A 23556-nucleotide genomic window follows, 5' to 3' on the forward strand; every position below is an offset into this window, starting at 1 on the left:
AGCTTAGATTACAGATTTTCGGGAACGAAAGATTTTACGCTGAGGCAAGGCGGCAAATGAAGTAAAGGAAGGAGCATACTGAAGTATGTGACTGACTTTACGAATGCAGCCAACGCAGCATCGGTGTAAAAGATTCGTTTCTGACAACAGAATTTGCCTGGCGGCACTAGCGCGGTGGTCCCACCTGACCCCATGCCGAACTCAGAAGTGAAACGCCGTAGCGCCGATGGTAGTGTGGGGTCTCCCCATGTGAGAGTAGGGAACTGCCAGGCATCAAACAAGTGAAGAGCCCATCCTGACGGATGGGCTTTTTGCGTTTTTGTCGTCTGAGAAATCCGTATTAAAGCCCGGCAAGGATCCTTTACCAGACCTTTTTCACGATAGGGCATCCGCAGTACTTAAGCGAAATAAGTATATATCGCTTTGAAATAAAAGGTTTTTTGAACTTTACCTGGCGTCACAACGAGAACGATGAATCGTGCGGGGAGCTTGCCGGCAAAACTACTGAAAGCCGTGACGGCGAATAGCATAGATCTATTTAAACTCAATTATTTATCGAAAACTCATCTACAAAGAATTTATTTTGTGAATAAAATAATTAGCATGAACGTTATATGAAAATAAAAATAGAGATAAACGCGTTTCTGAATATTTAATAGGAATTATATTAAGAATATTACCCGCATAACGCTTAAGTTATTCTAAAGTCATCAGGTTAACAAATAGATACGAAACCCTCTCCCCTGCCAAGCACACAGGCATAACAGCTGGACTTTTTCTGCGAAATGACTTAGTGTCCTTAACACTTTGTTAACTCGATCTGGTTTAAGTTAATTCAAATTTGCTAAAAACATAGGGTGCATTGCCTGTATGGAAGCTAACCCGGTAACGTCTTTTGACGAATAGTGCATGTTACCGGCTGGCAATATGAGAATATAAATGAAATTTCTGATTAACTGGCCTCCTTTGCGCCAACTGATACATTATATCCGGGAGCGTTTTACCTTTCTGGTCCTGCTCTGCTGGCCGGCGATCATCTGGCTGGTTTGCCGGGCGCTTGTCTGGTTAACGGATGGATTGATGGCTCTTCTGGGTAAACCCACCGACCACTCGTTTACCGTGTATCTTCAGCCGCTTATGACGCTAAGTGCGCTGCTGAGAATTTCCGTCAGCTGGGTGCTGCTGCTGTTTATCCTGTTCAGCATGGCGATGGGATTCACCTGGGCTCTGCGGCGCTTTATGAATCGCCATAAATAGCGCCGATGCCGCGACCGGCAGAGCGACATCGGTATTGCCTCAGGCCATTTCCCCGATCGTCTTACGAAAACGCAGTAGGGCGATAGTAAAAAACACGCCACCGATAGCCAGCAGCGTCAGAAACTGCGGCCAGACGATAGAGAAATCAGCGCCTCGATAAAGAATGGCCTGCGCCAGGCTGACAAAGTGGGTTGTCGGCATGGTGAGCATAATATCCTGTACAGCCTGCGGCATACTTTCCCGGGGCGTGGAGCCGCCGGAAAGCATCTGCAGCGGCAAAAGCACCAGAATCATCAGCAGCCCCAGCTGCGGCATGGAACGCGCCACCGTGCCCATAAAAATGCCGATTGAGGTGGTGGCAAACAGGCTCAGGGCCACCCCAAGCATAAAGAGTGGTATCGAGCCTTCTATCGGTACCTGCAGCACGCCCTGAACCATCAGGATCAGAGAGAGTCCGGAAACCACCAGCACCACCAGCCCCATTGACCATATCTTCGCCATCATGATTTCAAACGGCGTGACCGGCATAACCAGCAGGTGCTCCACGGTACCATGCTCTCGCTCGCGTATCAGCGCCGAGCCGGTCAGCACGATCGCCAGCATGGTGATATTGTTGATAATTGCCATGACGGCGCCGAAACGCTCCTGTTCCAGGTTCGGGTTAAAACGCATCCTGACGGCCAGCTCAACCGGCAGCGTACCGTTGTCCCGGTAGCGGGCGACAAAGCTGTTCACTTCGCCGGTGACGATATTCTGGATATAGCTATTGCCGGTAAACGCCTGGCTCATTCGCGTCGCGTCGACGTTAACCTGTAGCGCGGGCTGGCGTCCGGCCAGAACGTCGCGCTGGAAATCCGGCGGAATATTGATGGCGAAAGTATAGCGTCCCGCATCCAGCCCGGCGTCCATCTCATCAGCGGTGATCAGCGCCGGCGGCAAAAACCAGGGCCGGTAAAAACCATTGATAATACGCGATGAAAGCTGCGACTTATCCATGTCGGCAATAGCGATGGGCGCCAGATGCAGCGAACCCGGCATAACGGTCGCAGAGGAGTAAACCGAGACGGTAAAAGCAAAGACAATCAACGTCAGCATCGCTTTATCGCCCAGCAGGCTGCGTAGCTCTTTCATCCCCAAATTATAAATATTGCGTAATCCGCGCATTATCCCTCCTGTTTTTTCAACAGCCACACGCTCAGGCCCAGCACCAGCGGAACCGCGATAAGCAGCGGAATAAAGGATCCCCACAGGTCGGTCAGATTCAGCGCTTTGGAAAACGTTCCTCGCGCGATGGTCAGAAAGTGGCTGGTTGGATAAATCTGGCCAATCCAGCGCCCGGGTCCTTCCAGCGAGGCGACGGGGTCGATCATCCCGGAAAACTGCGTCGCCGGGATAAGCGTAATGATCGCGGTGCCGAAAATAGCCGCAATCTGGCTTTTCATAAAGGTTGAAATCAGCAGGCCAAGTCCGGTGGCGATAGTGACGTAGAGCAGCGCGGCGAGGGTGAGCGTCAGAAAACTCCCTTTGTGCGGTACGCCAAAAACAAAGACCGACAGCGCGCAGAGCAGGAAGAAGTTGAACATCCCCAGCACGATATACGGCACCTGTTTACCCAGCAGAAATTCGCTGCGGGTGGTTGGCGTCACGTACAGATTGATGATTGAACCAAGCTCTTTCTCGCGGACCACGCTGAGCGCGCTGAGCATCGCCGGGATCATCATCAACAGCAGCGGAATCACCGCCGGTACAATCGCCGGCAGGCTCTTCACATCCGGGTTATAGCGATAGCGGGTCTCGATGGAAATCAGTGAAGTATCGCGATTGGGGCTGGCCTGGCGACCGGCCATCTCCTGCAGCCAGGCCAGATGCATGGCCTGCACATAGCCGCGCACCGTCTCCGCGCGGTTCGGCATCGCGCCGTCCACCCACACGCCAATCTGCACCGGCGTTCCCCGGGCGATATCGCGGCCAAAATTAGGCGGAATTTCAATCGCTACCGCCAGCTCGCCGTTGCGCATTCTTCTGTCCAGTTCGCTATAGCTTTGCAGCGGCGGCTGTTCGATGAAGTAGCGTGAGCCGGCGATATTTTGCGACCAGCCCTGGCTACTGACGGTCTGGTCGCGGTCGAGCACCGCAAACCGCAGATCTTCGACGTCCATACTGATCCCATAGCCCATGATAAACATCAGGATCACGGTGCCGAGCAGTGCCAGAGTCGATCGCACCGGATCGCGGCGCAGCTCAAGCGCTTCGCGGCGGCTGTAGCTAAACAGGCGCTGCAGGCTGAACGCCTGACGCGGCGCCACGCTTTCGGCTTTATGTTCCATCGCGGGAACCGGTGCAGCCTGCGCATCAGGCGGCTGCGCGGCATCCGCCGCTTCCTGTAGCCAGGCGATAAACGCCTCTTCAAGGCTGGCCGATCCGCGCTGCTCCACCAGCGCCTGCGGCGTATCGCTGGCCAGCACTTTTCCGGCATGCATCAGCGAAATGCGATCGCAGCGTTCCGCTTCATTCATAAAGTGGGTGGAGATAAAAATGGTCACCCGGTCCTGACGCGCAAGATCGACCATCAGCTGCCAGAACATGTCCCGGGCTACCGGATCGACGCCGGAGGTGGGTTCATCAAGGATTAACATTTCCGGGCGGTGGATCACCGCGACCGCCAGCGAGAGGCGCTGGCGGATACCTAGCGGCAGCGAAGCGGGCAGGGTGTCCTCAACCTCTTCCAGCATAAAGCGCTGGCTCATTTCGGCGATCCGCCCCGGGATCTCCGCATCAGGGATGTGGAACAGGCGGGCATGCAGCTCGAGGTTTTGCCGTACGGTCAGTTCGCTATAGAGGGAGAAGGCCTGCGACATATAGCCAACGCGGCGGCGGGTTTCGATATCCCTGGGGTCGACCGGCTGGCCAAACAGCCACGCCTCGCCTTCGCTGGCCGGTAGCAGCCCGGTCAGCATTTTCATGGTTGTTGATTTGCCGCAGCCGTTGGAGCCGAGGAAGCCGAAAATCTCGCCGCGGGCAATGCGAAAGTTGACGTGGTCAACGGCGACAAATTGACCGAAGCGCATCGTTAGCCCACGCGCTTCAATCGCAATTTCGCTTTCATCGGCATTGCGCGGCGGGATGATCACCTCTTTATGCGCCAGGCGCTGGGCTTCGGGAAGCAGGGCGATAAACGCCTGTTCCAGCGTCTGACTCGCCGTGTGCGCTTTAAGCTCATCGGCGCTGCCGGTCGCCAGAACTTCCCCCGCGTTCATGGCCACCAGCCAGTCAAAGCGCTCCGCCTCCTCCATGTAAGCGGTGGCGACCAGGACGCTCATCTCCGGCTGACGCTGGCGGATGCTGTCGATCAGATCCCAAAACTGCGCCCGCGAGAGAGGATCGACGCCGGTGGTGGGTTCATCGAGGATCAGCAGCTGCGGGTCGTGAATGAGCGCGCAGCACAGGCCGAGCTTTTGCTTCATCCCCCCGGAGAGTTTTCCTGCCGGGCGGTCGCGAAACGGCGCCAGGCCGGTACTCTGGAGCAGCTCATTGATGCGGATGTCGCGTTCGGCTTTATCATGGCCGAACAGACGGGCGAAGAAATCGACGTTTTCATAGACCGACAGGGTATGGTAGAGGTTCTTCCCCAGCCCCTGGGGCATCCAGGCGATTTTCGGGCAGACGTCCTGGCGATGACGTACCTCGCTCATATCGCCGCCGAGCACCATAATGTTGCCGTGCTCAATCACGCGCGCGCCGGAGATCAGCGATAGCAGGCTGGACTTGCCCACGCCGTCGGGCCCGATCAGGCCCACCATACGGCGAGCGGGAATGCTCAGCGTAATGTCCTTCAGCGCGACGGTTGCGCCAAAGTGCTGGCTGACGTTTTCCAGGCGGGCGACGGTTTTCATTGCGGCAACCTCACCGTCAGCGCTTCAGGCCACGCCTGCTGGTTATCCAGACGAACCCAGGCCATCCCGGGCAGGCCGGTCTTCACATACTCCAGATGCTCCGCCAGCAGCTCTGGCGGAATACGGGCTTTTACGCGGAACATCAGCTTTAGCCGTTCATCGCTGGTTTCCACCGTTTTAGGCGTAAACTGCGCCACGCTGGCGACAAAACTGATATTGGCGGGGATCACCAGATTCGGCGCGGCATCGAGGATAATTCGCGCTTCGCTGCCCAGCGCCAGCAGACCCGCCTGCTCGGTAGGCAGGAAGAAGGTCATATAGACATCGGATAAATCGACCATATTCAGCACCCGGCCGCCCGCCGCCAGCACCTCTCCCGGTTCGGCGACGCGGTACTGAATGCGGCCATCGCGCGGGGCTTTCAGCTCGCTATCGTCGATATCGGCGATAATCCGCCGTTCGGTCGCCTGGGCGGCCTCGACCCGGGTTTGCGCCTGAATGATGCTGGTGCGCGCCGCCTCAATCGCGGCCCTGGCGGCAGAGACCTGCGCTTTGGCGGATTCCAGCGCCGCCCTGGCGCTTTCTGCCGCCGCCTGGTCGTCATCCAGCTGCTGCGCGGAGACCGCGCCGCGCTGCGAGAGCGTGCTGGAGCGGACGTGACGTTTAGCCGAGGAGTTCAGCTCCGCCTGCCGCTGCTTCACCACCGCTTCCGTAGCGCGCATTTCGCTTTGACGCTGGTCGAGCAGGGCTTTCGCGGCGGCAATCGCGCTCTCTGCTTCCTTGATTTGCGCGGCGGCCTCCAGCCGTTGTTCGTTGAGTACCCGGGTGTCCATACGGGCCAACACGTCGCCCTGGCGAACAAACTGTCCCTCTTTGACCAGGATGGTGTCGATACGCCCGGCGGTTTTGGTGGCGATATCGACTTCTGTGGCTTCAATCCTGCCGTTACTGCTGGCAAAGCCCTCAGGAATTCCCGGCGGGCGAAGCATCCACCATGCCGCTGCGGCAATCACCACCGCTAAACCAATAACGTATCCAACCCAACGCCGTTTGATTTTGTCCATACGCGACTCGCTTTGTTCCATAGGCTGAGTGGTGCGCGCTTCTCCTCCGCATGGCGGAGTTTCGTCTCTTCAGGGAAGGGAGAAATCGGGGATAAGGCCGACCGGCGCAGGGAGCCTGCAGCGCTGCTAACCGGTCAGAAAGAGGTGCGATCAATGTGGTCATCATCAGCAATCCTCGCCTTAAATGAAACACGCATATTTATTGCTACCGTCAATGTCATACTAACACCCGCAATGAGTATGTCCATATACAAAGCAGGGTCTTGTTGTCGGGTTAACATAAAAACAGCGAGGAGCGCGATGGAACAATATTACCCATAATGCCTATTGGGGTTAATGCTCCGGATACCGGCGCAGATAATCTTAATCGTTCTTCATTAAATCATCGTACATATAAGCTATTCCTTAGCGCTAATAACCAGAGGATATTATTCCCTGGCGACTGGCGCATTTTTAATCTGGTTGCCCCAGGAGAACTGTTGTATGATCGGCGGCCCTGAAAATACACTCACGCCGGGCGAGCGCTTTATTCAATGAAAGATGAAAGCCAAAAATATATCTCGATTATTTTTAAGGAGTGGTTGCCGCTGTACGACAGCCTGACGCCGGAAGTGAGGGCGGTACTTAAAAATATCGCCGGGCAGCAGGCGGAGGCGTTAGCGACCCGTTTTTATGATTTTATTTTCCAGGACCCGGACATTGCGCGGCACCTTAGCTATGACTTAGTTCAGGAGCGGCTCAGCAGCTCGCTGGCCGGGTGGGTGAAAGATATCCTGATGTGCGATAAGGAAAATCTGCAGGCGCTGGCGGAGCGGCAGTACCTGATCGGCAGCATCCATTCACGCATCGGTATCCCGGCAGAGGCGGTACTGCGCGGCGCGCGCCAGCTGAAAGCCGGGCTGATTGAAAATATCCGCGATAGCCAGCTCGATCGCGAGACCAGCGTTGCCGCCATCTACTACGCCATCATGGCCATTAACATGGCGGTAGAAATGATGTGCCACGCCTATACCCTGTCGCACTATCGGGCGACGAAAAATGAAGAAGCGTACCGCCTGTATAGCCTGATGGATAACGTGCCGCTGGAATATGGCAAACAGCAGGCCTCGCTCTCCGGATGGGAAAATACCGCTATTTTTAATATCGTTAGCGATAATAAAAGCGATATTAACGGAGCGTTATTATCTGATTCTGAATTTGGCCTGTGGTTCCGCCATAAATGCGTGCGTTATTTTAACAAAAATCCGCAAATGCAGGAAATCGCCGACTTAATTAGCAAGGTGGATGCGCTGTTATCCGCCTGGAAATCCTCGTCTGAGGGTTCTGAGTATAAAAACACGCAGGCTTTGCTGCAGGGGATCCATATCCATTGCCAGCAGATTGGCAGCCAGATGGGGGTGCTGTTTAGCAGCCTGTCGCAGATGCAAAGCGGTAAGGATACGCTGACCAGCCTGCTTAACCGCCGCTATCTGCCGGTTGTCCTCAAGCATGAAGTGACGCTGGCGATGGAATATGAACTGCCGATGACGGTGGCGATTATCGACATCGACCACTTTAAAGAGATCAATGATAGCTGGGGGCACATGGTCGGCGACCGGGCGATTAAGCACGTTGCGGAGCTGCTCAGCGATAATATTCGATCCAGCGATTATATCTTCCGCTACGGCGGCGAGGAGTTTCTGCTGGTGCTGGTGGAGACCGGCGCCGCGGAAGCCTTTACGATCCTTGAACGGCTGCGTAAAAAAATCAGCCAGCTGGCGTTTAGCGTTGGCGCTGACAATGAGATTTCGATTACCGCCAGCATCGGCTACGCCGTCCACACCGGTCATCCGGATTACAATCTGCTGCTGCGCGATGCCGACAGCGCGCTGTACGTCGCCAAGCGCGATGGGCGCAACTGCGTGAAGCTGCATGAAGGCGACGGCAACTAAGCTGCCGGGTCCTTCCCGGAGGCGGCGCGCTGCGCCTGTCCGGGCTACCGGATCGCAGACGGCAGTAAACCCGTAGCCCCGGTAAGGCGACAGCCGCCACCGGGGAATAAACCGCAGAGTATCTTCCGGTCGGGCGCCATCCCGGGGGCGGCGCGCTGCGCCTGTCCCGGCTACCTGATCGCAGACGGCAGTAAACCCGTAGCCCCGGTAAGGCGACAGCCGCCACCGGGGAATAAACCGCAGAATATCTTCCGGTCGGGCGCCATCCCGGGGGCGGCGCGCTGAGCCTGTCCCGGCTACCTGACCGCAGACGGCTGTGAACCTGTAGCCCGGGCAAGGCGCCTCAGGCGCCGCCCCCGGGAGAGATGTGGCAGCGGATTTCAGTGCGGAGAGATCGCCGCGCCTCAAAACAGCACCGGCAGCCCCAGGCCGCGTTTTACTTCATGCAGCGTCCGTTGTGTCAGTTCGTGCGCCCGCTCGCTTCCCCGGCGCAGCAGCGCCAGTAGCATGCCTTTATCCTGAATATAGGTCGCCCGGCGTTCGCGTATCGGCGCCAGCAGCTCCTGTAAGCAGGTCTCCAGCGCGTTTTTGCACTGCCTGTCTCCCAGCCCTCCGCGCCGATAATGGGCTTTCATCTCGGCAACGAAGGTCTTATCAGCATGAAAGGCGTCGAGATAAGTGAATACCACGTTGCCTTCTGTCTGACCCGGGTCGGCGACCCGCAGGTGATTCGGGTCGGTATACATGGCGCTGACCGCACGGTGGATCTCCTCTTCGCTGGCCGAAAGGGTGAGCGTGTTCCCCAGCGATTTCGACATTTTGGCGTTGCCATCAATGCCCGGCAGGCGGCTGACGTCGCTGAGCAGCGCTTTGCAGTGCCGTAAGATCGGCGTCGTCGTCAGGCTATTCATTTTGTGCACGATCTCATTGGTCTGTTCAATCATCGGTAGCTGATCGTCGCCAACCGGCACCAGTTCGGCCTTAAAGGCGGTGATATCGGCGGCCTGGCTTATGGGATAGGCTAAAAATCCCACCGGCAGCGAGCGGGAAAATCCCTTCTGGGCGATTTCATTTTTCACCGTCGGATTGCGTTCAACCCGGGCGACGGTGACGATATTCATATACAGCGCGCTGAGTTCGGCCAGCGCCGGCAGGGCGGATTGCAGGCAAATGGTGGTCTTCTGCGGATCGATGCCGACGGCGAGATAATCGGCCATCACCTCAAGGATATTGCTGCTGATTTTTTGCGGGTTGCTGCCGTTGTCGGTCAGGCCCTGCAGGTCCGCGACGAGGATAAACTGCTGGTGGTCGTGCTGGAGCAGCACGCGCTGGCGCAGGGAACCGACGTAGTGGCCGAGGTGCAGCTGGCCGGTAGGACGGTCGCCGGTCAGGATCGTTTGGCTGGTGTTCATAAGTGACTCCTTAGGATGCTATCAGGCCGAAGGGCGACACTCAGAAACAACAAAGCCGCCTTCCGGCGGCTTTGAATAGAGGAAACGTCAAATCTTGCCGCCTGTTATGCAGGCAGCCACCAACGGCGGAGGTGAGAGATGACAACGTTTCTGTTCATCTTTTTATCCTGCCACGAAAAGCCGCGGCAGTAAAAGCCCTTTTTTATTCAGCGATAAACCGGCAGCAGGTTAAAGCTGGATAAAATATGAATTATTGCGTTGGCGCCGCCGAAGCACAAAATCAGGACAATCATGGCATTGCCACCCCACACCCGATAGTTCGGGCTGCCGAAACGCCTGCGCGAGGCGCGCGCCAGCAGGGCGGGAACGATAGCGGCCCAGACGGTGGCGGCGAGGCCGGCGAAACCAATGGCGTAGATAAAACCGTTAGGCCACAGCAGCCCGCCGGCGATCGGCGGCAGAAAGGTCACCAGCGCGGTTTTAAACCGCCCCAGCCGGCTATCGTCAAACTTAAACAGATCCGCCAGATAATCAAACAGGCCAAGAGTCACGCCCAGGAACGAGCTGGCGACGGCGAAGTTGGAAAAGACCGTCAGCAGTAAGTCCAGGGTCGAACTGTTCAGCAGGCCGCTTAAGGTCTGCACCAGCACGTCGATGTTGCCGCCTTTTTCGGCGATAGCGATAAACGCCGGGCGCGGAATATTGCCCATTGTGCCGACCAGCCAGATGATATACAGCACCAGCGCCATCAGCGTGCCGAGCAGCAGGCAGCGGCGAATGATAAGCGGATCTTTACCGTAGTACTTCATCAGGCTGGGGACGTTGCCGTGATAGCCAAAGGAGGCCAGGCAGAACGGCAGCGTCATCAGGACGTAGGGCAGATAGGACGCATTGACCTCCGCGCGGTTAAACAGAATCGCGGGCTCCACGTGCCACATCAGGCCGCCGAAGGTCATAAAAAAGGTGAGGATTTTGGCGCCCAGCACGATAGTCGTCATCCGGCTTACCGCTTTCGTACTTAGCCAGACGATAAAGGCGACCACCAGCGCGAACGCCAGGCCGCCCAGGCGTGCGGGAACCGCGAGGTTCATCTGCGCAAAAGTATGCTGAATAACTGAACCGCTGGCGGAAATATAGGCGTAGGTCAGGATATATAAAACAAAGGCGACGGTCAGGCCGTTAATAATATTCCAGCCGTTTCCCAGTAAATCCTTCGTAATCGTGTCGAAGCTGGCGCCAATATGATAATTGAGATTGGCTTCGAGGATCATTAACCCGGAATGCAGCATGCAAAACCAGGTAAAAATGAGCGCCAGCAGCGACCAGAAAAACCAGGCGCCGGACATCACCACCGGTAAAGAAAACATGCCTGCGCCAATAATCGTGCCGCCGATAATCATCGCTCCGCCAATCAGCGATGGGGTATTTGTTGAGACCGCTTTTGAGACTGATAGTGTAGCCATAAGGTGCATTCCTCACGTGGCTATAATTATTATACCCGTCATACTTCAAGCTGCAGATGTGTTGGCTGCGTTCACTCACCCCAGTCACTTACCTCAGTAAGCTCCTGGGGATTAATGAGAGGCTCCTGCCTCTCACCGGAGGCCAGCCTTCGGCTGGTCAAATTCGTTCCCGACGAATTTGTCACTCTCTTGCCGCCTTTCTGCAACTCGAATTATTTAGGGTACAGATAACGGCTGCGGGCAAACGGCTACCCGGCGCAACCCGAATGATTGAGCTTAAAGAGATGGAATTAAATTAATGGCGCTCTCATTGCGAGAGCGCCGTGATGCGGTTTATTTCACCGGTTTCAGTCTGGCGACGAAGTGGCGCAGTACCGGCGGTTCATAGGTGAAGGTCAGGCCCTTAATCGTGGCGGCGCGCGCCTTAACGGCGATCAGCGCATCAGCGATATAGTCCATATGATCGTTGGTGTAAACCCGGCGCGGAATGGTCAGGCGCAGCAGCTCCATCGGCGACGCCTTCTGTTTGCCGGTTTGCGGGTCGCGGCCCAGCAGCAGGGAGCCGATTTCCACGCTGCGGATGCCCGCTTCCAGATACAGCTCGTTGTTTAGCGCGTGCGCCGGGAACTGCTCCGGTGGGATATGCGGCAGCAGCAGCTTAGCATCGACGAACACCGCATGGCCGCCGGTCGGATACTGAATCGGAATGCCGCCTTCGCGCAGGCGTTCGCCGAGGTATTCCACCTGATTGATGCGATAAGCGAGGTAATCCTCGTTGGTCCCTTCTTCCAGGCCGATAGCCAACGCCTCCATATCGCGTCCCGCCAGGCCGCCGTAGGTGACAAAGCCCTCCATCGGCACGCAGCGAATGCGCACTTCGTTGAACAGATCTTCGTCATCGCGGAAGCAGCACAGGCCGCCGATATTCACCATCGGGTCTTTCTTGGCGGACATGGTCAGCATATCGCCGTACTGGTACATCTCAAGAATAATCTCTTTCACCGATTTATCGGCGTAGCCCTCTTCGCGTTGTTTAATAAACCAGGCGTTTTCGCAGAAGCGGGCGGAGTCGATCACCACCGGAATATTATTCTGGCGGGCAATCTGATACACCTCGCGCATATTCGCCAGCGATACCGGCTGGCCGCCGGAGCTGTTACAGGTGACGGTGGTAATAATCGCCGCCACGTTTTCCGCGCCGTGTTCGGCGATGGTCGCTTTCAGCAAATCAATATCAAAGTTGCCTTTCCAGTCGTACCACGAGGTGGTATCGAAGGCTTTCGGCGTCACCACGTTAATGGCTTTTGCGCCGTTGAGCTCCACGTGCGCGGCGGTGGTATCGAAGTGGAAGTTGGAAATAAACACCGGATGCGCCGACTTGCGGCGAGCAATCAGGCTCGGGAACAGAATCTGCTCCGCGCCGCGCCCCTGATGGGTGGGAATGGTATACGGATAGCCGATAATCTCTTTGACCTTTTCGCACAGATGCTGATAGTTACGCGACCCGGCGTAGGCTTCGTCGCCCATCATCAGCCCGGCCCACTGATGGTCGCTCATCGCGCCGGTGCCGGAGTCGGTCAGCAGGTCGATATACACGTCCTGGCTATTGAGCAAAAACGGGTTATAGCCCGCCTCTTCCAGCGCTTTGACGCGATCGTCAAAGGTAGTCATGCGAATGTTTTCGACCATTTTAATGCGGAATGGCTCAGGGATACGTTTCATTTATTTTCTCCATGGGGATGCTGTGCCGCGTTTGTCTATTTGGCGACAAATAAAAAGCGCAACAAATAGCGACTAAACGCAGTGCTGAATTAATTTTTTTTAGGGAGTAAACAGCAGCGGAGAATTAACGAGGGAAGTCGTTGGAGATGCGGTGATCTAAATTATACCAGTCGTCCAGGCCGCCCTGGGCAATGAGGCGATAAATCGATTTTTGCGTCATGACATCGTCCTCTGTGGGTGAAGGGATGCCATAAAAATAAGGTAAAATGAGAAAATAACCACGATTAAAATCACAAAAAATAATTTATCGATAAGCGGAGTATAAAAATTTGACGCTCGTCGTCTTTTTAGCGTTATTGATTAGCAGGCGATGGTTTTTTGTTTTTTTATTACGCCAATAACGGCTTATTGAGTGAGGTTTTTAGCGCCTTCACCGCAATCAATGAAGGCGCAGGCGGGACTTACATGCTGGAGAAGACGTTCATAATGATGCCGCCGGAGATGATCAGCACCATAGCGAGAATGGCCGGGATATCCGGTTTTTGCTTATAGAGGATCATTGAGCAAATCGTGACGCCGACGATACCAAAGCCGCACCACAGCGAGTAGGCGACGCCGACCGGAATGGTGCTCATCGCGCGGGTGAGGGCGAAGTAGCACAGGCCGTAGGCGCATACCACCAGCACCGACGGCGCCAGCTTGCTGAAGCCGTTGGTCTTTTTGATCATCGACGTGCCGGTGATTTCGGAGCCGATAGACAGCGCCAGCCATAAAAATCCGAGGTTAAACATAAGCGGTTCCTTTTCTGTTAGTTGGCGACTTTTTTGTCCAGAGATGCAGCGGCCGGCTGCGCGGGTGCTTCCTCGCTCTCTTCGCTACCCATTTTGGAAAACAGGTTCATGATCACGATCCCGCTGGCGATAACCGCCATACCGATAATGGCGGCGGTGTCCGGGTGCTGGCCGTAAAACGCCATTCCCAGCGTCGATACCACGAGAATGCCGGTACCGGACCAGGTGGCGTAGGCCAGACCGACGGGAATATCCTTCACCGCGCGGGATAGCGAGTAGTAGCAGGTGCAGTACAGCAGCACCAGCAGCCCGAGCAGCAGCATTTTGCTCATCCCTTCACTGCTGCCGAACATTTTGAGGGTGGAGGTGGCTGAGGTTTCGGAAACGATAACCAGCAGCATCCATAGCCAACACTTTGTTTTTGAAGACATAAGTTAAACTCCGGGTTTACTATTTAAGGTAAGGTTCTTTTTTTCTGTTTTTTAAAAAATCGATAGCGGCATCGGTCAACTGCGCTTCAGGGGCACAGGCCAGCGCCGGATTATTCACCACGTCTGTGACAGTGAGATAACGCCGCGGACCGCTCGCCGACGGCGCCGTCGCTCCGCGACCCGACGCCAGCTTCTCCAGCAATTCGTTCATGGTGCACAGCGCGATGCCGCATTCGGCCAGGCGGGCCAGCGTGGCCTGCATATGTCCGGCGTAAGCGCTATCAGGCTGCGCCCCGCGCAGCTGGTTAAGCTCGCTGGCGGGATCGCAGTGATAGCGCAGTGCCAGCACCGGCAGGCCGCTCAGCAGGGCATCGTGCACGCGGCGGGCAACGGGACCGTGCAGGGAACCCTTCACCAGATCCGCCGCCAGCGGGTAGTCGAGAAACGGCAGCAGCAGCGCCTTATACGAGACCGAAGGCAGCTCCTGTTGCCAGTCGGCCGCTGGCAGCGTTTTACCGATACCCCGCCACTGCTCGCCGTCGTCAATCCCGCTATCCAGCGCCAAGTGCAGGCTCTCGCCGCAGCCGGCCAGCCGCTGGCGAATAGCGTGCCGGTAGCCCGCCGCGGCGGTCACCATCACCAGTACCGGCGGCCGCAGACGCTGGATAATGCGTTCAACCAGGTCTTCCATCTGTTGGTCGGTCATGGCGAGCCTCCGTTAGCCGATGAGCGTGACCTGCGCGCCGTTTTTCAAGCCGGCGGCGTTGGCCTCTTCGGTATCAATATGAAACTCCAGCGCGAAGTCTTCGCGTACCCGCACCACCACTTCATCAAAGGTCAGCTGGCGTTCGCCGTCGCTGCGGACGCTAACCTTCTGGCCGTTGGCGACGTTCAGCTGGCGGGCATCCTGCGGCGACATATGGATATGCCGCCAGGCGCAGATCACCTGCGATCGCAGTTCAACGTGGCCTGCCGGGCCGATCAGCAGCGCGCTGCCCGCGTTCTCCAGCTGGCCGGATTCGCGAACCGGCGCTTTGATGCCGAGGGTAAAGCAGTCGGCGCGGGAGATTTCCAGCTGCGATACCGGGCGGGTTGGGCCGAGGACGCGCACCTGGGTGAGCGAGCCCTTCGGACCGACCACGGTGACGCACTCCTGGGCCGCGAACTGCCCCGGCTGGCGCAGCGGCTTAAAGGGCGTCAGGACGTAGCCCTTGCCAAACAGCGCTTCGACGTCCTGCTGCGCCAGATGGACGTGGCGGTTAGAGATGCCGACCGGAATAGCCGGAGCAACGTGGCTCAGGCGGGCGGCGATTTTTTCATGGAGCAGGGTGTCGATCATGCCTTCTTCCCTTTCCTCATCGCCGCGTTTTTATCTTCCGTCGGCGCAGGCGCGGCGGCGGGTTCAGTGGGTTCCCTTGTTTCTACAGCGGCGGGCGCGACGGCTTCAGCCTCAAGCGGCGCGGCAGCTTCCGCGCGCGGCGGACGGCCTTTCAGGGTGCTGAGGGCGTCCACGACGCTGCGCTCCGGACGGGCGATCGTCAGGGATTTGACCTGCGGGTCGATGAGCGCGGCGACGGCCACGCCGCGTTCGATAGCGGTGTGAATCGCGCTGATCTCCCCTTCAAAGCAGACGCTCACCAGCCCCGAACCGACTTTGCGGTAGCCAATGCAGGACACGCCTGCGCTTTTGCAGGCGGCATCCACGGCCTGAACGGCGGCAACTAACCCTCGCGTTTCAATTACGCCTAAACTTTTCATTGTCGGCTCCTGTTAATGGCGGACTAAGCGAATATCAAAATCAAACTGCGTGAAGAACGTTTCCAGCCGGTCTAACTCCTCGGCGGAATAAGTTGGGTCTCGGGTAATGGGGTAAGGCATATCGAGGCGCTCATATTTTTTGCGCCCCAGCTGGTGGTACGGCAGCATATCGATGCGGCGGATATTTCCGCGCTTCGCCAGCTTTTGTACGTAATCAATGGCCCCGGTAATGGCATCGAACGAGTCGTTATAGCCGCGAACCAGCGGCATGCGGATAATGACGTTAGCGCCGGAATCCACCAGCCACTCCAGGTTGCGGCGAATGCCTTCGTTACCGATGCCAAATAATGCTTTATGGTGCTCGCTGTTAATTTGCTTAATATCGAATAAGAAGGTGTCGGTCACCGGCGCCAGCTTTTGATAATTGGCCAGCGGCGTGGTGCCCTGCGTTTCCACGGCGGTATTGAGCATCATCTTTTTGCATTCGCTAAAGAGCGCGACGGCAAAATCGGTCTGCAGGCTCATTTCCCCGCCGCCGATGGTGACGCCGCCGCCGGAGGAGATATAAAAGTCGTAGTCCTGCATGATGATCTCCATCAGTTCGCTGACGGTGACATCTTTGCCCATAATATCCAGCGCGTTCTGGGTGCAGATCTCTTCGCACTTGCGGCAGCCGATACAGTCTTTATTGCGGTTGACGAAATGCTTCATTTCGCCGTTTTCTTCCGCCCGATAATGAATTCCCGCCGGGCAGACGCTGACGCAGTCGCCGCAGTTAATGCATTTATCCTGTGAGAACATCACCTGAAACTGGCTATTCAGCCCTTCCGGGTTAGCGCACCACGGGCAGCGAATATTGCAGCCTTTGAAAAAAACCAGCGTGCGGATCCCATCGCCGTCATAGATCGAATATTTCTGAATATTGAATATTCGCCCGGTTAATTCTTGTTTTGCGCTCACACATACCTCCAGAAAAACGATCGGGACATCCGTGTCCAAAAACGTCCGTGTCTTTATCAGAACTTCTCGATGACCGTACGGCTGATAATCTCGTCCTGAACTTCTTTGCACAGCTCAACGAAGTAGGCGCTGTAGCCCGCGACGCGGACGATCAGGTCGCGGTATTTTTCCGGCTCCTGCTGGGCTTTTTTCAGCACTTCGTTATCGACATAGCTGAACTGCATCTGGCCGTTGCCGAGAATCGACGCGGTGCGCAGCAGGGTAATCAGGCCGTGACGACCTTCCGGGGTATCCAGCAGCCCTTTGAGGAACTTGAAGTTGTGCACCATGCCGATGTTCATGGTTTCGACGTTCATCTTGCTCACCGACTTGATGATCGCCGTTGGACCCTGCTTATCCGCGCCCTGAGTCGGGCTGATACCGTCGGAGAGCGGCATCCACGCCAGGCGACCGTTCGGCGTGGCGTTGGTCAGCTCGCCGATCGGCGTATTGTTGGAGATGGACAGGGTGCCGTGGCTCAGGGTGGAGTAGAGCATCTTGTACTTACGGCACTCGCGCTCGGTCCACTCGGTGATATCCAGCGCATACTGATCGACGTAGTTATCGTCGTTGCCGTATTTCGGCGCGTTGAGGCAGTCGCGGCGCAGGCCTTCAAAGCCTTCGAAGTTCGCCAGCAGCGCGTCGCGTACCTGTTCGAGGGTGTATTTCTTATCTTCAAACACCAGCTTACGAATCGCCGCCATGGAATCGACGTAGGTCGCCAGACCGGAGAAGATCAGCCCCGGGCCGTGGTTGATCATCGCGCCGCCGGCGGCAACGTCTTTGCCTTTTTCCATGCAGCCTTCCACCAGCAGCGACATCAGCGGCTTCGGCGCCACGTCGCGGTGCACGCGCTGGCTGATGACCGTCCCGATCGCCGACAGGCGTACGATATGGGCGATCTGTTTTTTCACCGCCGCGTCGAAATCCTCGAAGGTGTGCAGGTCGCGCAGGTCGCCGGTATCCAGCCCCTGATAGCTGTCAAACAGCACCATCCGACCGCGGTTTAAAACGAACTCAATGGCGATGGGCCACTGGGTGTAGCCGGTGGAGGTCCACTGATAGATGCGGCCGGATTTCTGCGGCTCGACGCAGCCCATCAGGCAGTAGTCGCGGGCGTCTTCGAAATCGAAGCCTTTACGCAGCATCATCTTGATATGGGAGTCGTCGAAGTGGCAGGCCGGGAAGCCCATCCCCGCTTTGACGACGTCGACGATTTTTTCCATATACTTCTGCGGCGACTGGTTGTGAATACGGCAGGCCAGCGACGGCTGGTAAACCTTCACGAAGCGCACGGCGTCCATGATCAGGTAGGTCAGGTCGTTACAGGCATCGCCGCCGGAGCGCTTCTGACCGCCGACGGTCAGGTTGATAAACGGCTGATAGCCGGCGAAATATTTCGCCCCCAGCTCGCTGGACATCCACATCAGCTCGGCGCATTTGATGATAAACGCCTGCAGCAGCTCCAGCGCGGTGTCGTGAGTCAGGCGGCCTTCGCGGATATCGGCTTCAAACATCGGGTAGCAGTACTGGTCTACGCGTCCCAGGGACAGTCCGGTCTGGTTCTCTTCAATTTCAAACAGCGACTCCACGGTCCAGATGCTCTGCAGCGCTTCCTGCAGGGTTTTCGGCGGATTCGCCGGCACGTTCTGGTTCACCTCGGCGATGGTCAGCAGCTCGGCGCGACGCTGGGCGTTCTGCTCAATCGCGGCCAGTTCACGGGCGCGGGCGGCGATGCGGTGCGCGTAGTTAATCACCCCTTCGCAGGTTTCAATGGCCGCTTTGTAGTAGTAGATGCGGTCGATATCTTCCGGGTTTTCCATACTCAGGCTGGCGAGATGCGCCTCGGCGTCGGCTTTAATGCCGTTCATCCCTTTGGTAAACAGCAGCACGTCGTAGCCCGGGCAGGTGTCGCCGCCGCCGTTGATCTGGTGGTAGGAGAGGTCGCTGACGAAGGTCTCGCCGCTGAACGCCCACACCCCCGCTTCGCGGTACTGGGCTTCGCAGATTTCATCCAGCGAGCGGCCTTCCCAGAACGGCACGATCTCTTCGCGGATGGTTTTTTTATCTGCTTCGCTGATTTCAAACGGATCCTGCGGACGGGTGCTCATGGTATCGAGTTCGTCGCGCACCCAGCGCCAGGCGATATCCGGCGAGAAGGCGCCCGCGCGCGGCTTGCCGCACGGATGACCGACGATCAGCTCATCGTCCTGAATCAGAATCGGCGCGGTTTCGCAGGCGTGGCGGAAGGCTTTGGCGCGCAGCAGAATCGTCGGCATGCCGGGGTTGGCTTTGACCACTTCGGTAAAGGCCAGCGCGCGGTAGATAGAGACGCTCGGGCGCACGGTCAGGTAGTGGTTACGCAGGCGCTGCATGCGCGGGGTCAGCCCTTCTGCTGCCGGCGTCTCGCCGGCGGCGGCAAACGGGGCGGCGGAAACGTGCTGGACGCCCTTGAACAAACGCACCGGCAGATGCAGGGCGCTCAGGTTGTGCTGCGCGCTGAGGAACATGTCGGAGAGTTCGTTAATGCGCGCGTTCTCAAGGCTTGCGCCGTGCAGCAGGGCGTCGAACATCGGATAACCGTCGATCGCGCAGGCGGCGCGCACTTCGCACAGCTCCGCCAGCTTGAACCACAGCGATTCGACGATTTCATACGCCTGCTGCGGGGAGAGCGCGCCGTTGTTGATATCGTGCTGGTAGTAAGGGAGCAGGGCTTTGTCGGCGCCTTCCGGGTTGACGGCGTAGCTGCCGTTATCGAGCTGGAGCGCCAGCTGGAACAGATAAAAGGCCTGGCACGCCTCTTTGAAGCTGCGCGCCGGATGCGCCGGAACGTGGTGCAGAATGGCGGCGCTGTCCAGCAGTTCCGCCCGGCGGTAAGCGTTGGTTTCCGCGGCGGCCAGCTGTTCCGCGCTGTTGGCTAGGTTTTGCGCCAGCGCCAGCAGGGCATCGCAGGCGTAGATGGCCGCGCGGCAGCCGTTGACTTCATCCATGCCGCTGCGGCTGACGGCGCTGCCCAGCGCGCGGGTTTTCTCTTCCAGCTGATGTTTTATCGCCAGCACGCCTTTTTCCATCACCAGCTTGTAATCCGGGGAGTCGAGATCGCTATTCAGGTTGAGGAACTGGAACGCGGACGGGCGACGGACGGCGCTCTCGTCGTGGAAAATCGCCCCGTGCGGTTTGCGGGTCTGGTTGCCGACGATCAGCTCGTCGGCGCTGATGCACAGCGGCAGCTGGCGCATCAGTTCATAGAAGCGGCGCGCCGGTTTGACGGCGGCGGGAACCCCGGCGATATCGCCATCAAGGGCGTTGAGCGTGGTGGCATGTTCGGTGCACAGGGTGCTTTTTTGTGAGAGTAAACGTTCTGCCAACACTTTGACGCGCGGCGTTAAGCTGTAGTGTGCCATAGGTAAGGTTCTCCAAATCTTGTTATCAGTGGCCCTGAACGGCGTTGCCGGTCCATGCCCGGCGATAGAGTTCGGTCAGTGCGTGAGCGTCCGGCGCGCGTGGGTTCGTCGGGGTACAGCTGTCGCGTAGCGCCTGGCCGACCATCTCCGCCAGCCGCTGTTCAAATTCGGCGGCAATGACGCCGGTATCACGAATGCCGGCCGGCATGCTCATTTCGTCTTTTAGCGCCTGAATGGCGACCAGCAGGCTGGCGACGCCCTGGCGGGTAGTGGCCGCAGGCAGATCCAGCAGATGGGCTAATCGGGCGTATTTGCGGGCGGCATCGGTATCGCACTGCCCGTGATAATCGGCGTTCCAGGCCACCACGTCCGCCATCAGCAGGGCGTTAGCGCGGCCGTGGGGGACGCGAAATACGCCGCCGAGCGCGTGGGCAAGGCTGTGGGTAATGCCCAGCGAGGCGTTGGTGAAAGCCATGCCCGCCATGCAGGAGGCGTTGTGCATCGTTTCCCGCGCCAGCAGATCGCCACCGTTGCGCCAGCAGGTCGGCAGAAAGCGAAATACCTGCTGCACCACTTTCTCCGCCAGCGCATCGGAAAAGTCGCTGGCGGCGAGGGAGACATAGGCTTCCAGCGCGTGACATAGCACGTCCATCCCGGTATCGGCGGTGATCGCCGGCGGCACCGAGGCCACCAGCGCCGGGTCAAGAATGGCGATATCCGGCAGCAGCGACGGGTCCACCAGCACCAGCTTCTCGGCGTGGGCTTTCACCACTGAAAAGGCGGTGACCTCAGAGCCGGTGCCGCTGGTGGTGGGGATCGCCACAAAGCAGGGCGGCTCGCGGTGAGCGTCCGGACGGGTTTGCGCCAGGGCGAAAATAACCGCTTTGGCTGCATCAATCACCGAACCGCCGCCCAGCGCGATAACCAGATCCGGATAGCTGTTATCCATCCGCTTCATACCGCGCACCACGGTGGCGATATCCGGGTCGGCCACCACGTCGTCCCAGACCTGGAAAGCGATGCCGCGCGCATTGAGGATCTGCGTGACGCGATCGGCGAGGCCAAACTTAACCATCGCCTGGTCGGTGACCAGCAGCACGTTGCGGGCGGGCAGCTCGTTCAGGATGGCAAGCGCATCCTGACCAAAGCGAATCCGGGGTTTCAGCAAAAATTCACTCATTGGGTTATTGACTCCTTAAGCGTCCCGAAACACGTTCTCGACAATGGCGACCACCGACATGGCCTTGTAGCGCTCTTTGTTGAGCGCCAGGTACTCTTCGGCCAGCACGATGTCGTGCATACCGGCGCCGACGCTATCAACGGCAACCCAGGTCTGGTCTTTCATCGGCTGCTGGTCATCATCTAATTTGACGATCAGCAGCAGGTTGCTGCCCCGTAGCTCATCGCACTTCTGCGTGGCGACGACATGTCCGACTACCTTTGCGAGAATCATTGTTTTTATCGCCTTATATCAATGTGTTACTTACCAAGGCGTTCCAGCACCTGGCGGATGACGCGTTCCACGTTTTGCTCATTAATCTCGCTGTCCGCGCCGACGGCGGCGGCAGACGCAAAGCGATCGTCGGCGCTGGCCGGGTGGGCCGCGGTGGCGGCGGTCGCCGGGGCGTTAAAGCGCTCATCGTCGAAGATGCTGCGGTTCGGGCCGGCCGCCGGGCTGACGATGGTCGGCTGCGGTTCCGGGCGGCTGCCCGGCGCGCGCAGCTCATCGATGGAGCGCACGCCGTAGCCCACTTTGCGGATGTTGAGCAGGTTCATCGGCCCGACGTTGTCTGAGCTGGAGCCGCCGCCGACCGCGCCGCAGCCGAGCGTCAGGGCCGGGGTGATATTGGTGGTCGCGCCGATGCCGCCCAGCGCCGCCGGGGTGTTGATCAGAATGCGGTTAACCGGTTTTTCCAGGCAGAACTGGCGGATGACGTCCTGGTTGCGGGTGTGGATCACCAGCGTGTGGCCGAGGCCTTCGTTGGTCAGCAGCTCCACGACGCGGTGGCAGGCGGCTTTCCAGTCCTCTTCGACGTACAGGCCGAGTACCGGGCACAGTTTTTCCCGCGAGTAGGGGTTGGTATGCGATACCGTGGTCTGCGCGGCAATCAGCACCCGGGTGCTGGCCGGGACGCAGAAGCCGGCCATCTGGCTCAGATAGAGCGCGGTTTTACCGACCACTTTGGGGTTGATGGTGCCGTTGGGGCGCAGCAGCAGGGCCGCCATTTTTGCCGCTTCGCTTTCGTTCATGAAGTACGCGCCCTGAGCTTCCAGTTCGCGATGCACTTCGTCGTAGATGCAGCGTTCGACGATAATTGACTGCTCGGAGGCGCAGATGACGCCGTTATCGAAGGTTTTACTGGTGATGATATCTTTCACCGCGTGGGGGATATCGGCGCTGCGTTCGATAAACGCCGGGCCGTTACCCGGGCCGCCGCTAATGGTCGGCGTGCCGGACGCGTAGGCGGCGCGCACCATGCCTTCGCCGCCGGTCGCCAGGATCAGCGACACGTCTTTGCTGTGCATCAGCTCTGAGGTGGCTTCGAGGGTCAGCTGGCTAATGGCGTCGACGCTACCGGCAGGTGCCCCTGCCGCTTCCGCCGCGCGCTTCACGATTTCAATCGCTTTCCAGCTGCACTGGCGGGCGCCGGGATGCGGGGAGAAGATAATCGCGTTGCCGGCCTTCAGGGCAATCAGCGTTTTGTAGATGACGGTGGAGGTCGGGTTGGTCGACGGCACCAGCGCACAAATGACCCCCAGCGGCACGCCCACGTCCATCACTTTTTGTAGCGGATCGTCATGAATGATACCGACGGTCTTCATATCTTTGATGGCGTCGTAGACGCGCAGCGAGGCGAAGCGGTTCTTCAGCACTTTGTCCTGCCAGTTGCCAAAACCGGTTTCTTCCGCGGCCATTTTCGCCAGCGCTTCGGCATGATGCGCCGCTTCCTGGGCCACGTTCTTCACGATGGCGTCGATTTGCTGCTGCGAAAAGGTGGCCAGAATCGCCTGCGCCTTTTTGGCATTGCGCACCAGCTCCCGGGCGTTCTGCCGGGACTGCAAATCGTTATCCAGTTCAATCATGAGTCTATCCTTCATCAGACTAAAAGAGTGGAGACGGGGCGCGCCCTGTCAGGTCATGCTTTGTGCTGCGCCGCGATTTTTTCGATGTCGTTATGCGGACGCGCGATGACGCGAGAGGTGACGACTTCGCCGATGCGTTTTGCCGCTTCCACGCCGGAATCCACCGCGGCATTCACCGCGCCGACGTCGCCCTTCACCATCGCGGTGACGAGGCCGGAGCCGACGTTTTCATAGCCAATCAGCTCCACGTTGGCGGCTTTACACATCGCATCCGCCGCTTCAATACAGGCCACCAGCCCTTTGGTTTCGATAAGCCCTAGCGCTTCTTTCATCAGGTTTTTCTCCGG

Annotated in this window: 20 protein-coding genes and 1 rRNA gene; 3 read left to right on the top strand and 18 right to left on the bottom strand. The window is 58.0% G+C overall.

Features of this window, described 5'->3' with window-relative positions; genetic code table 11:
- Positions 1–156 precede the first annotated feature (156 nt).
- A 5S ribosomal RNA gene (gene rrf / locus MKleb_RS03285) occupies positions 157–272 on the top strand.
- A 667-nt stretch (positions 273–939) separates the two neighbouring features.
- Entirely contained in the window at positions 940–1257 is a 318-nt protein-coding gene (locus MKleb_RS03290; protein WP_014227738.1) for a hypothetical protein, read from the top strand.
- A gap of 39 nt (positions 1258–1296) precedes the next feature.
- On the opposite strand, the gene MKleb_RS03295 is transcribed toward MKleb_RS03290, so the two are convergent.
- Genes MKleb_RS03295 through MKleb_RS03305 form a run of 3 tightly spaced genes read right to left on the bottom strand, consistent with a single transcriptional unit; the run spans position 1297 to position 6214 of the window.
- A complete protein-coding gene (locus tag MKleb_RS03295; protein ID WP_004098191.1) occupies positions 1297–2421 on the bottom strand; it encodes an ABC transporter permease in 1125 nt (374 codons plus the stop codon).
- Positions 2421–5150, bottom strand: coding sequence for a ribosome-associated ATPase/putative transporter RbbA (rbbA, locus tag MKleb_RS03300; RefSeq protein WP_025108467.1), 2730 nt, complete (start codon positions 5148–5150; stop codon positions 2421–2423). The genes MKleb_RS03295 and rbbA overlap by 1 nt, the downstream gene beginning before the upstream one ends.
- On the bottom strand, positions 5147–6214 hold the full coding sequence (locus tag MKleb_RS03305; RefSeq protein ID WP_004098195.1) for an HlyD family secretion protein: 1068 nt from the start codon (positions 6212–6214) through the stop codon (positions 5147–5149). The genes rbbA and MKleb_RS03305 overlap by 4 nt, the downstream gene beginning before the upstream one ends.
- Before the next feature lie 533 nt (positions 6215–6747).
- Here MKleb_RS03305 and MKleb_RS03310 point away from each other — a divergent pair.
- Positions 6748–8145 (top strand): diguanylate cyclase, encoded by a 1398-nt coding sequence (locus MKleb_RS03310; RefSeq protein ID WP_009652888.1) that lies wholly within the window; start codon positions 6748–6750, stop codon positions 8143–8145.
- 404 nt (positions 8146–8549) lie between these two features.
- Here the strand turns inward: MKleb_RS03310 and trpS are convergent, their stop codons facing one another.
- From trpS to MKleb_RS03385, 15 genes are all read right to left on the bottom strand, one after another.
- The gene (gene trpS, locus MKleb_RS03315) at positions 8550–9557 is read right to left on the bottom strand and encodes a tryptophan--tRNA ligase (RefSeq protein WP_014227742.1); all 1008 of its coding nucleotides are present in this window, start codon (positions 9555–9557) and stop codon (positions 8550–8552) included.
- A 206-nt stretch (positions 9558–9763) separates the two neighbouring features.
- On the bottom strand, positions 9764–11020 hold the full coding sequence (gene mtr, locus MKleb_RS03320; protein ID WP_025108468.1) for a tryptophan permease: 1257 nt from the start codon (positions 11018–11020) through the stop codon (positions 9764–9766).
- 333 nt (positions 11021–11353) lie between these two features.
- Positions 11354–12742, bottom strand: a complete 1389-nt coding sequence (gene tnaA, locus MKleb_RS03325; RefSeq protein WP_004128455.1) for a tryptophanase — start codon at positions 12740–12742, stop codon at positions 11354–11356.
- A gap of 124 nt (positions 12743–12866) precedes the next feature.
- A complete protein-coding gene (gene tnaC / locus MKleb_RS03330; RefSeq protein WP_004098218.1) occupies positions 12867–12962 on the bottom strand; it encodes a tryptophanase leader peptide in 96 nt (31 codons plus the stop codon).
- A 241-nt stretch (positions 12963–13203) separates the two neighbouring features.
- Positions 13204–13533, bottom strand: coding sequence for a DMT family transporter (locus MKleb_RS03335; protein ID WP_004108688.1), 330 nt, complete (start codon positions 13531–13533; stop codon positions 13204–13206).
- A 17-nt stretch (positions 13534–13550) separates the two neighbouring features.
- Positions 13551–13964 carry a DMT family transporter gene (locus MKleb_RS03340; protein WP_014227744.1) on the bottom strand — a complete coding sequence of 138 codons (414 nt, stop codon included), beginning with the start codon at positions 13962–13964 and terminating at the stop codon, positions 13551–13553.
- A 19-nt stretch (positions 13965–13983) separates the two neighbouring features.
- Positions 13984–14670 (bottom strand): hypothetical protein, encoded by a 687-nt coding sequence (locus tag MKleb_RS03345; protein ID WP_217076476.1) that lies wholly within the window; start codon positions 14668–14670, stop codon positions 13984–13986.
- A 12-nt stretch (positions 14671–14682) separates the two neighbouring features.
- Positions 14683–15303, bottom strand: a complete 621-nt coding sequence (locus tag MKleb_RS03350; RefSeq protein WP_014837302.1) for a phosphate propanoyltransferase — start codon at positions 15301–15303, stop codon at positions 14683–14685.
- Positions 15300–15722 (bottom strand): BMC domain-containing protein, encoded by a 423-nt coding sequence (locus MKleb_RS03355; RefSeq protein ID WP_004098223.1) that lies wholly within the window; start codon positions 15720–15722, stop codon positions 15300–15302. Before MKleb_RS03355 ends, MKleb_RS03350 begins: the two co-directional genes overlap by 4 nt.
- Positions 15723–15734: 12 nt before the next feature.
- The gene (cutD, locus tag MKleb_RS03360) at positions 15735–16682 is read right to left on the bottom strand and encodes a choline TMA-lyase-activating enzyme (RefSeq protein WP_025108470.1); all 948 of its coding nucleotides are present in this window, start codon (positions 16680–16682) and stop codon (positions 15735–15737) included.
- A 56-nt stretch (positions 16683–16738) separates the two neighbouring features.
- Entirely contained in the window at positions 16739–20125 is a 3387-nt protein-coding gene (cutC, locus tag MKleb_RS03365) for a choline trimethylamine-lyase (protein ID WP_025108471.1), read from the bottom strand.
- A 25-nt stretch (positions 20126–20150) separates the two neighbouring features.
- Positions 20151–21305 (bottom strand): 1-propanol dehydrogenase PduQ, encoded by a 1155-nt coding sequence (locus MKleb_RS03370; RefSeq protein ID WP_217076478.1) that lies wholly within the window; start codon positions 21303–21305, stop codon positions 20151–20153.
- A 15-nt stretch (positions 21306–21320) separates the two neighbouring features.
- On the bottom strand, positions 21321–21578 hold the full coding sequence (locus MKleb_RS03375) for a EutN/CcmL family microcompartment protein (RefSeq protein ID WP_004098229.1): 258 nt from the start codon (positions 21576–21578) through the stop codon (positions 21321–21323).
- A 26-nt stretch (positions 21579–21604) separates the two neighbouring features.
- Entirely contained in the window at positions 21605–23209 is a 1605-nt protein-coding gene (locus MKleb_RS03380) for an acetaldehyde dehydrogenase (acetylating) (RefSeq protein ID WP_025108472.1), read from the bottom strand.
- A 53-nt stretch (positions 23210–23262) separates the two neighbouring features.
- The gene (locus MKleb_RS03385) at positions 23263–23541 is read right to left on the bottom strand and encodes a BMC domain-containing protein (RefSeq protein WP_002442217.1); all 279 of its coding nucleotides are present in this window, start codon (positions 23539–23541) and stop codon (positions 23263–23265) included.
- Positions 23542–23556 lie beyond the last annotated feature (15 nt).

It is taken from the genome of Klebsiella sp. PL-2018 (assembly GCF_019048985.1).
Taxonomy (GTDB): Bacteria; Pseudomonadota; Gammaproteobacteria; order Enterobacterales; family Enterobacteriaceae; genus Klebsiella; species Klebsiella michiganensis.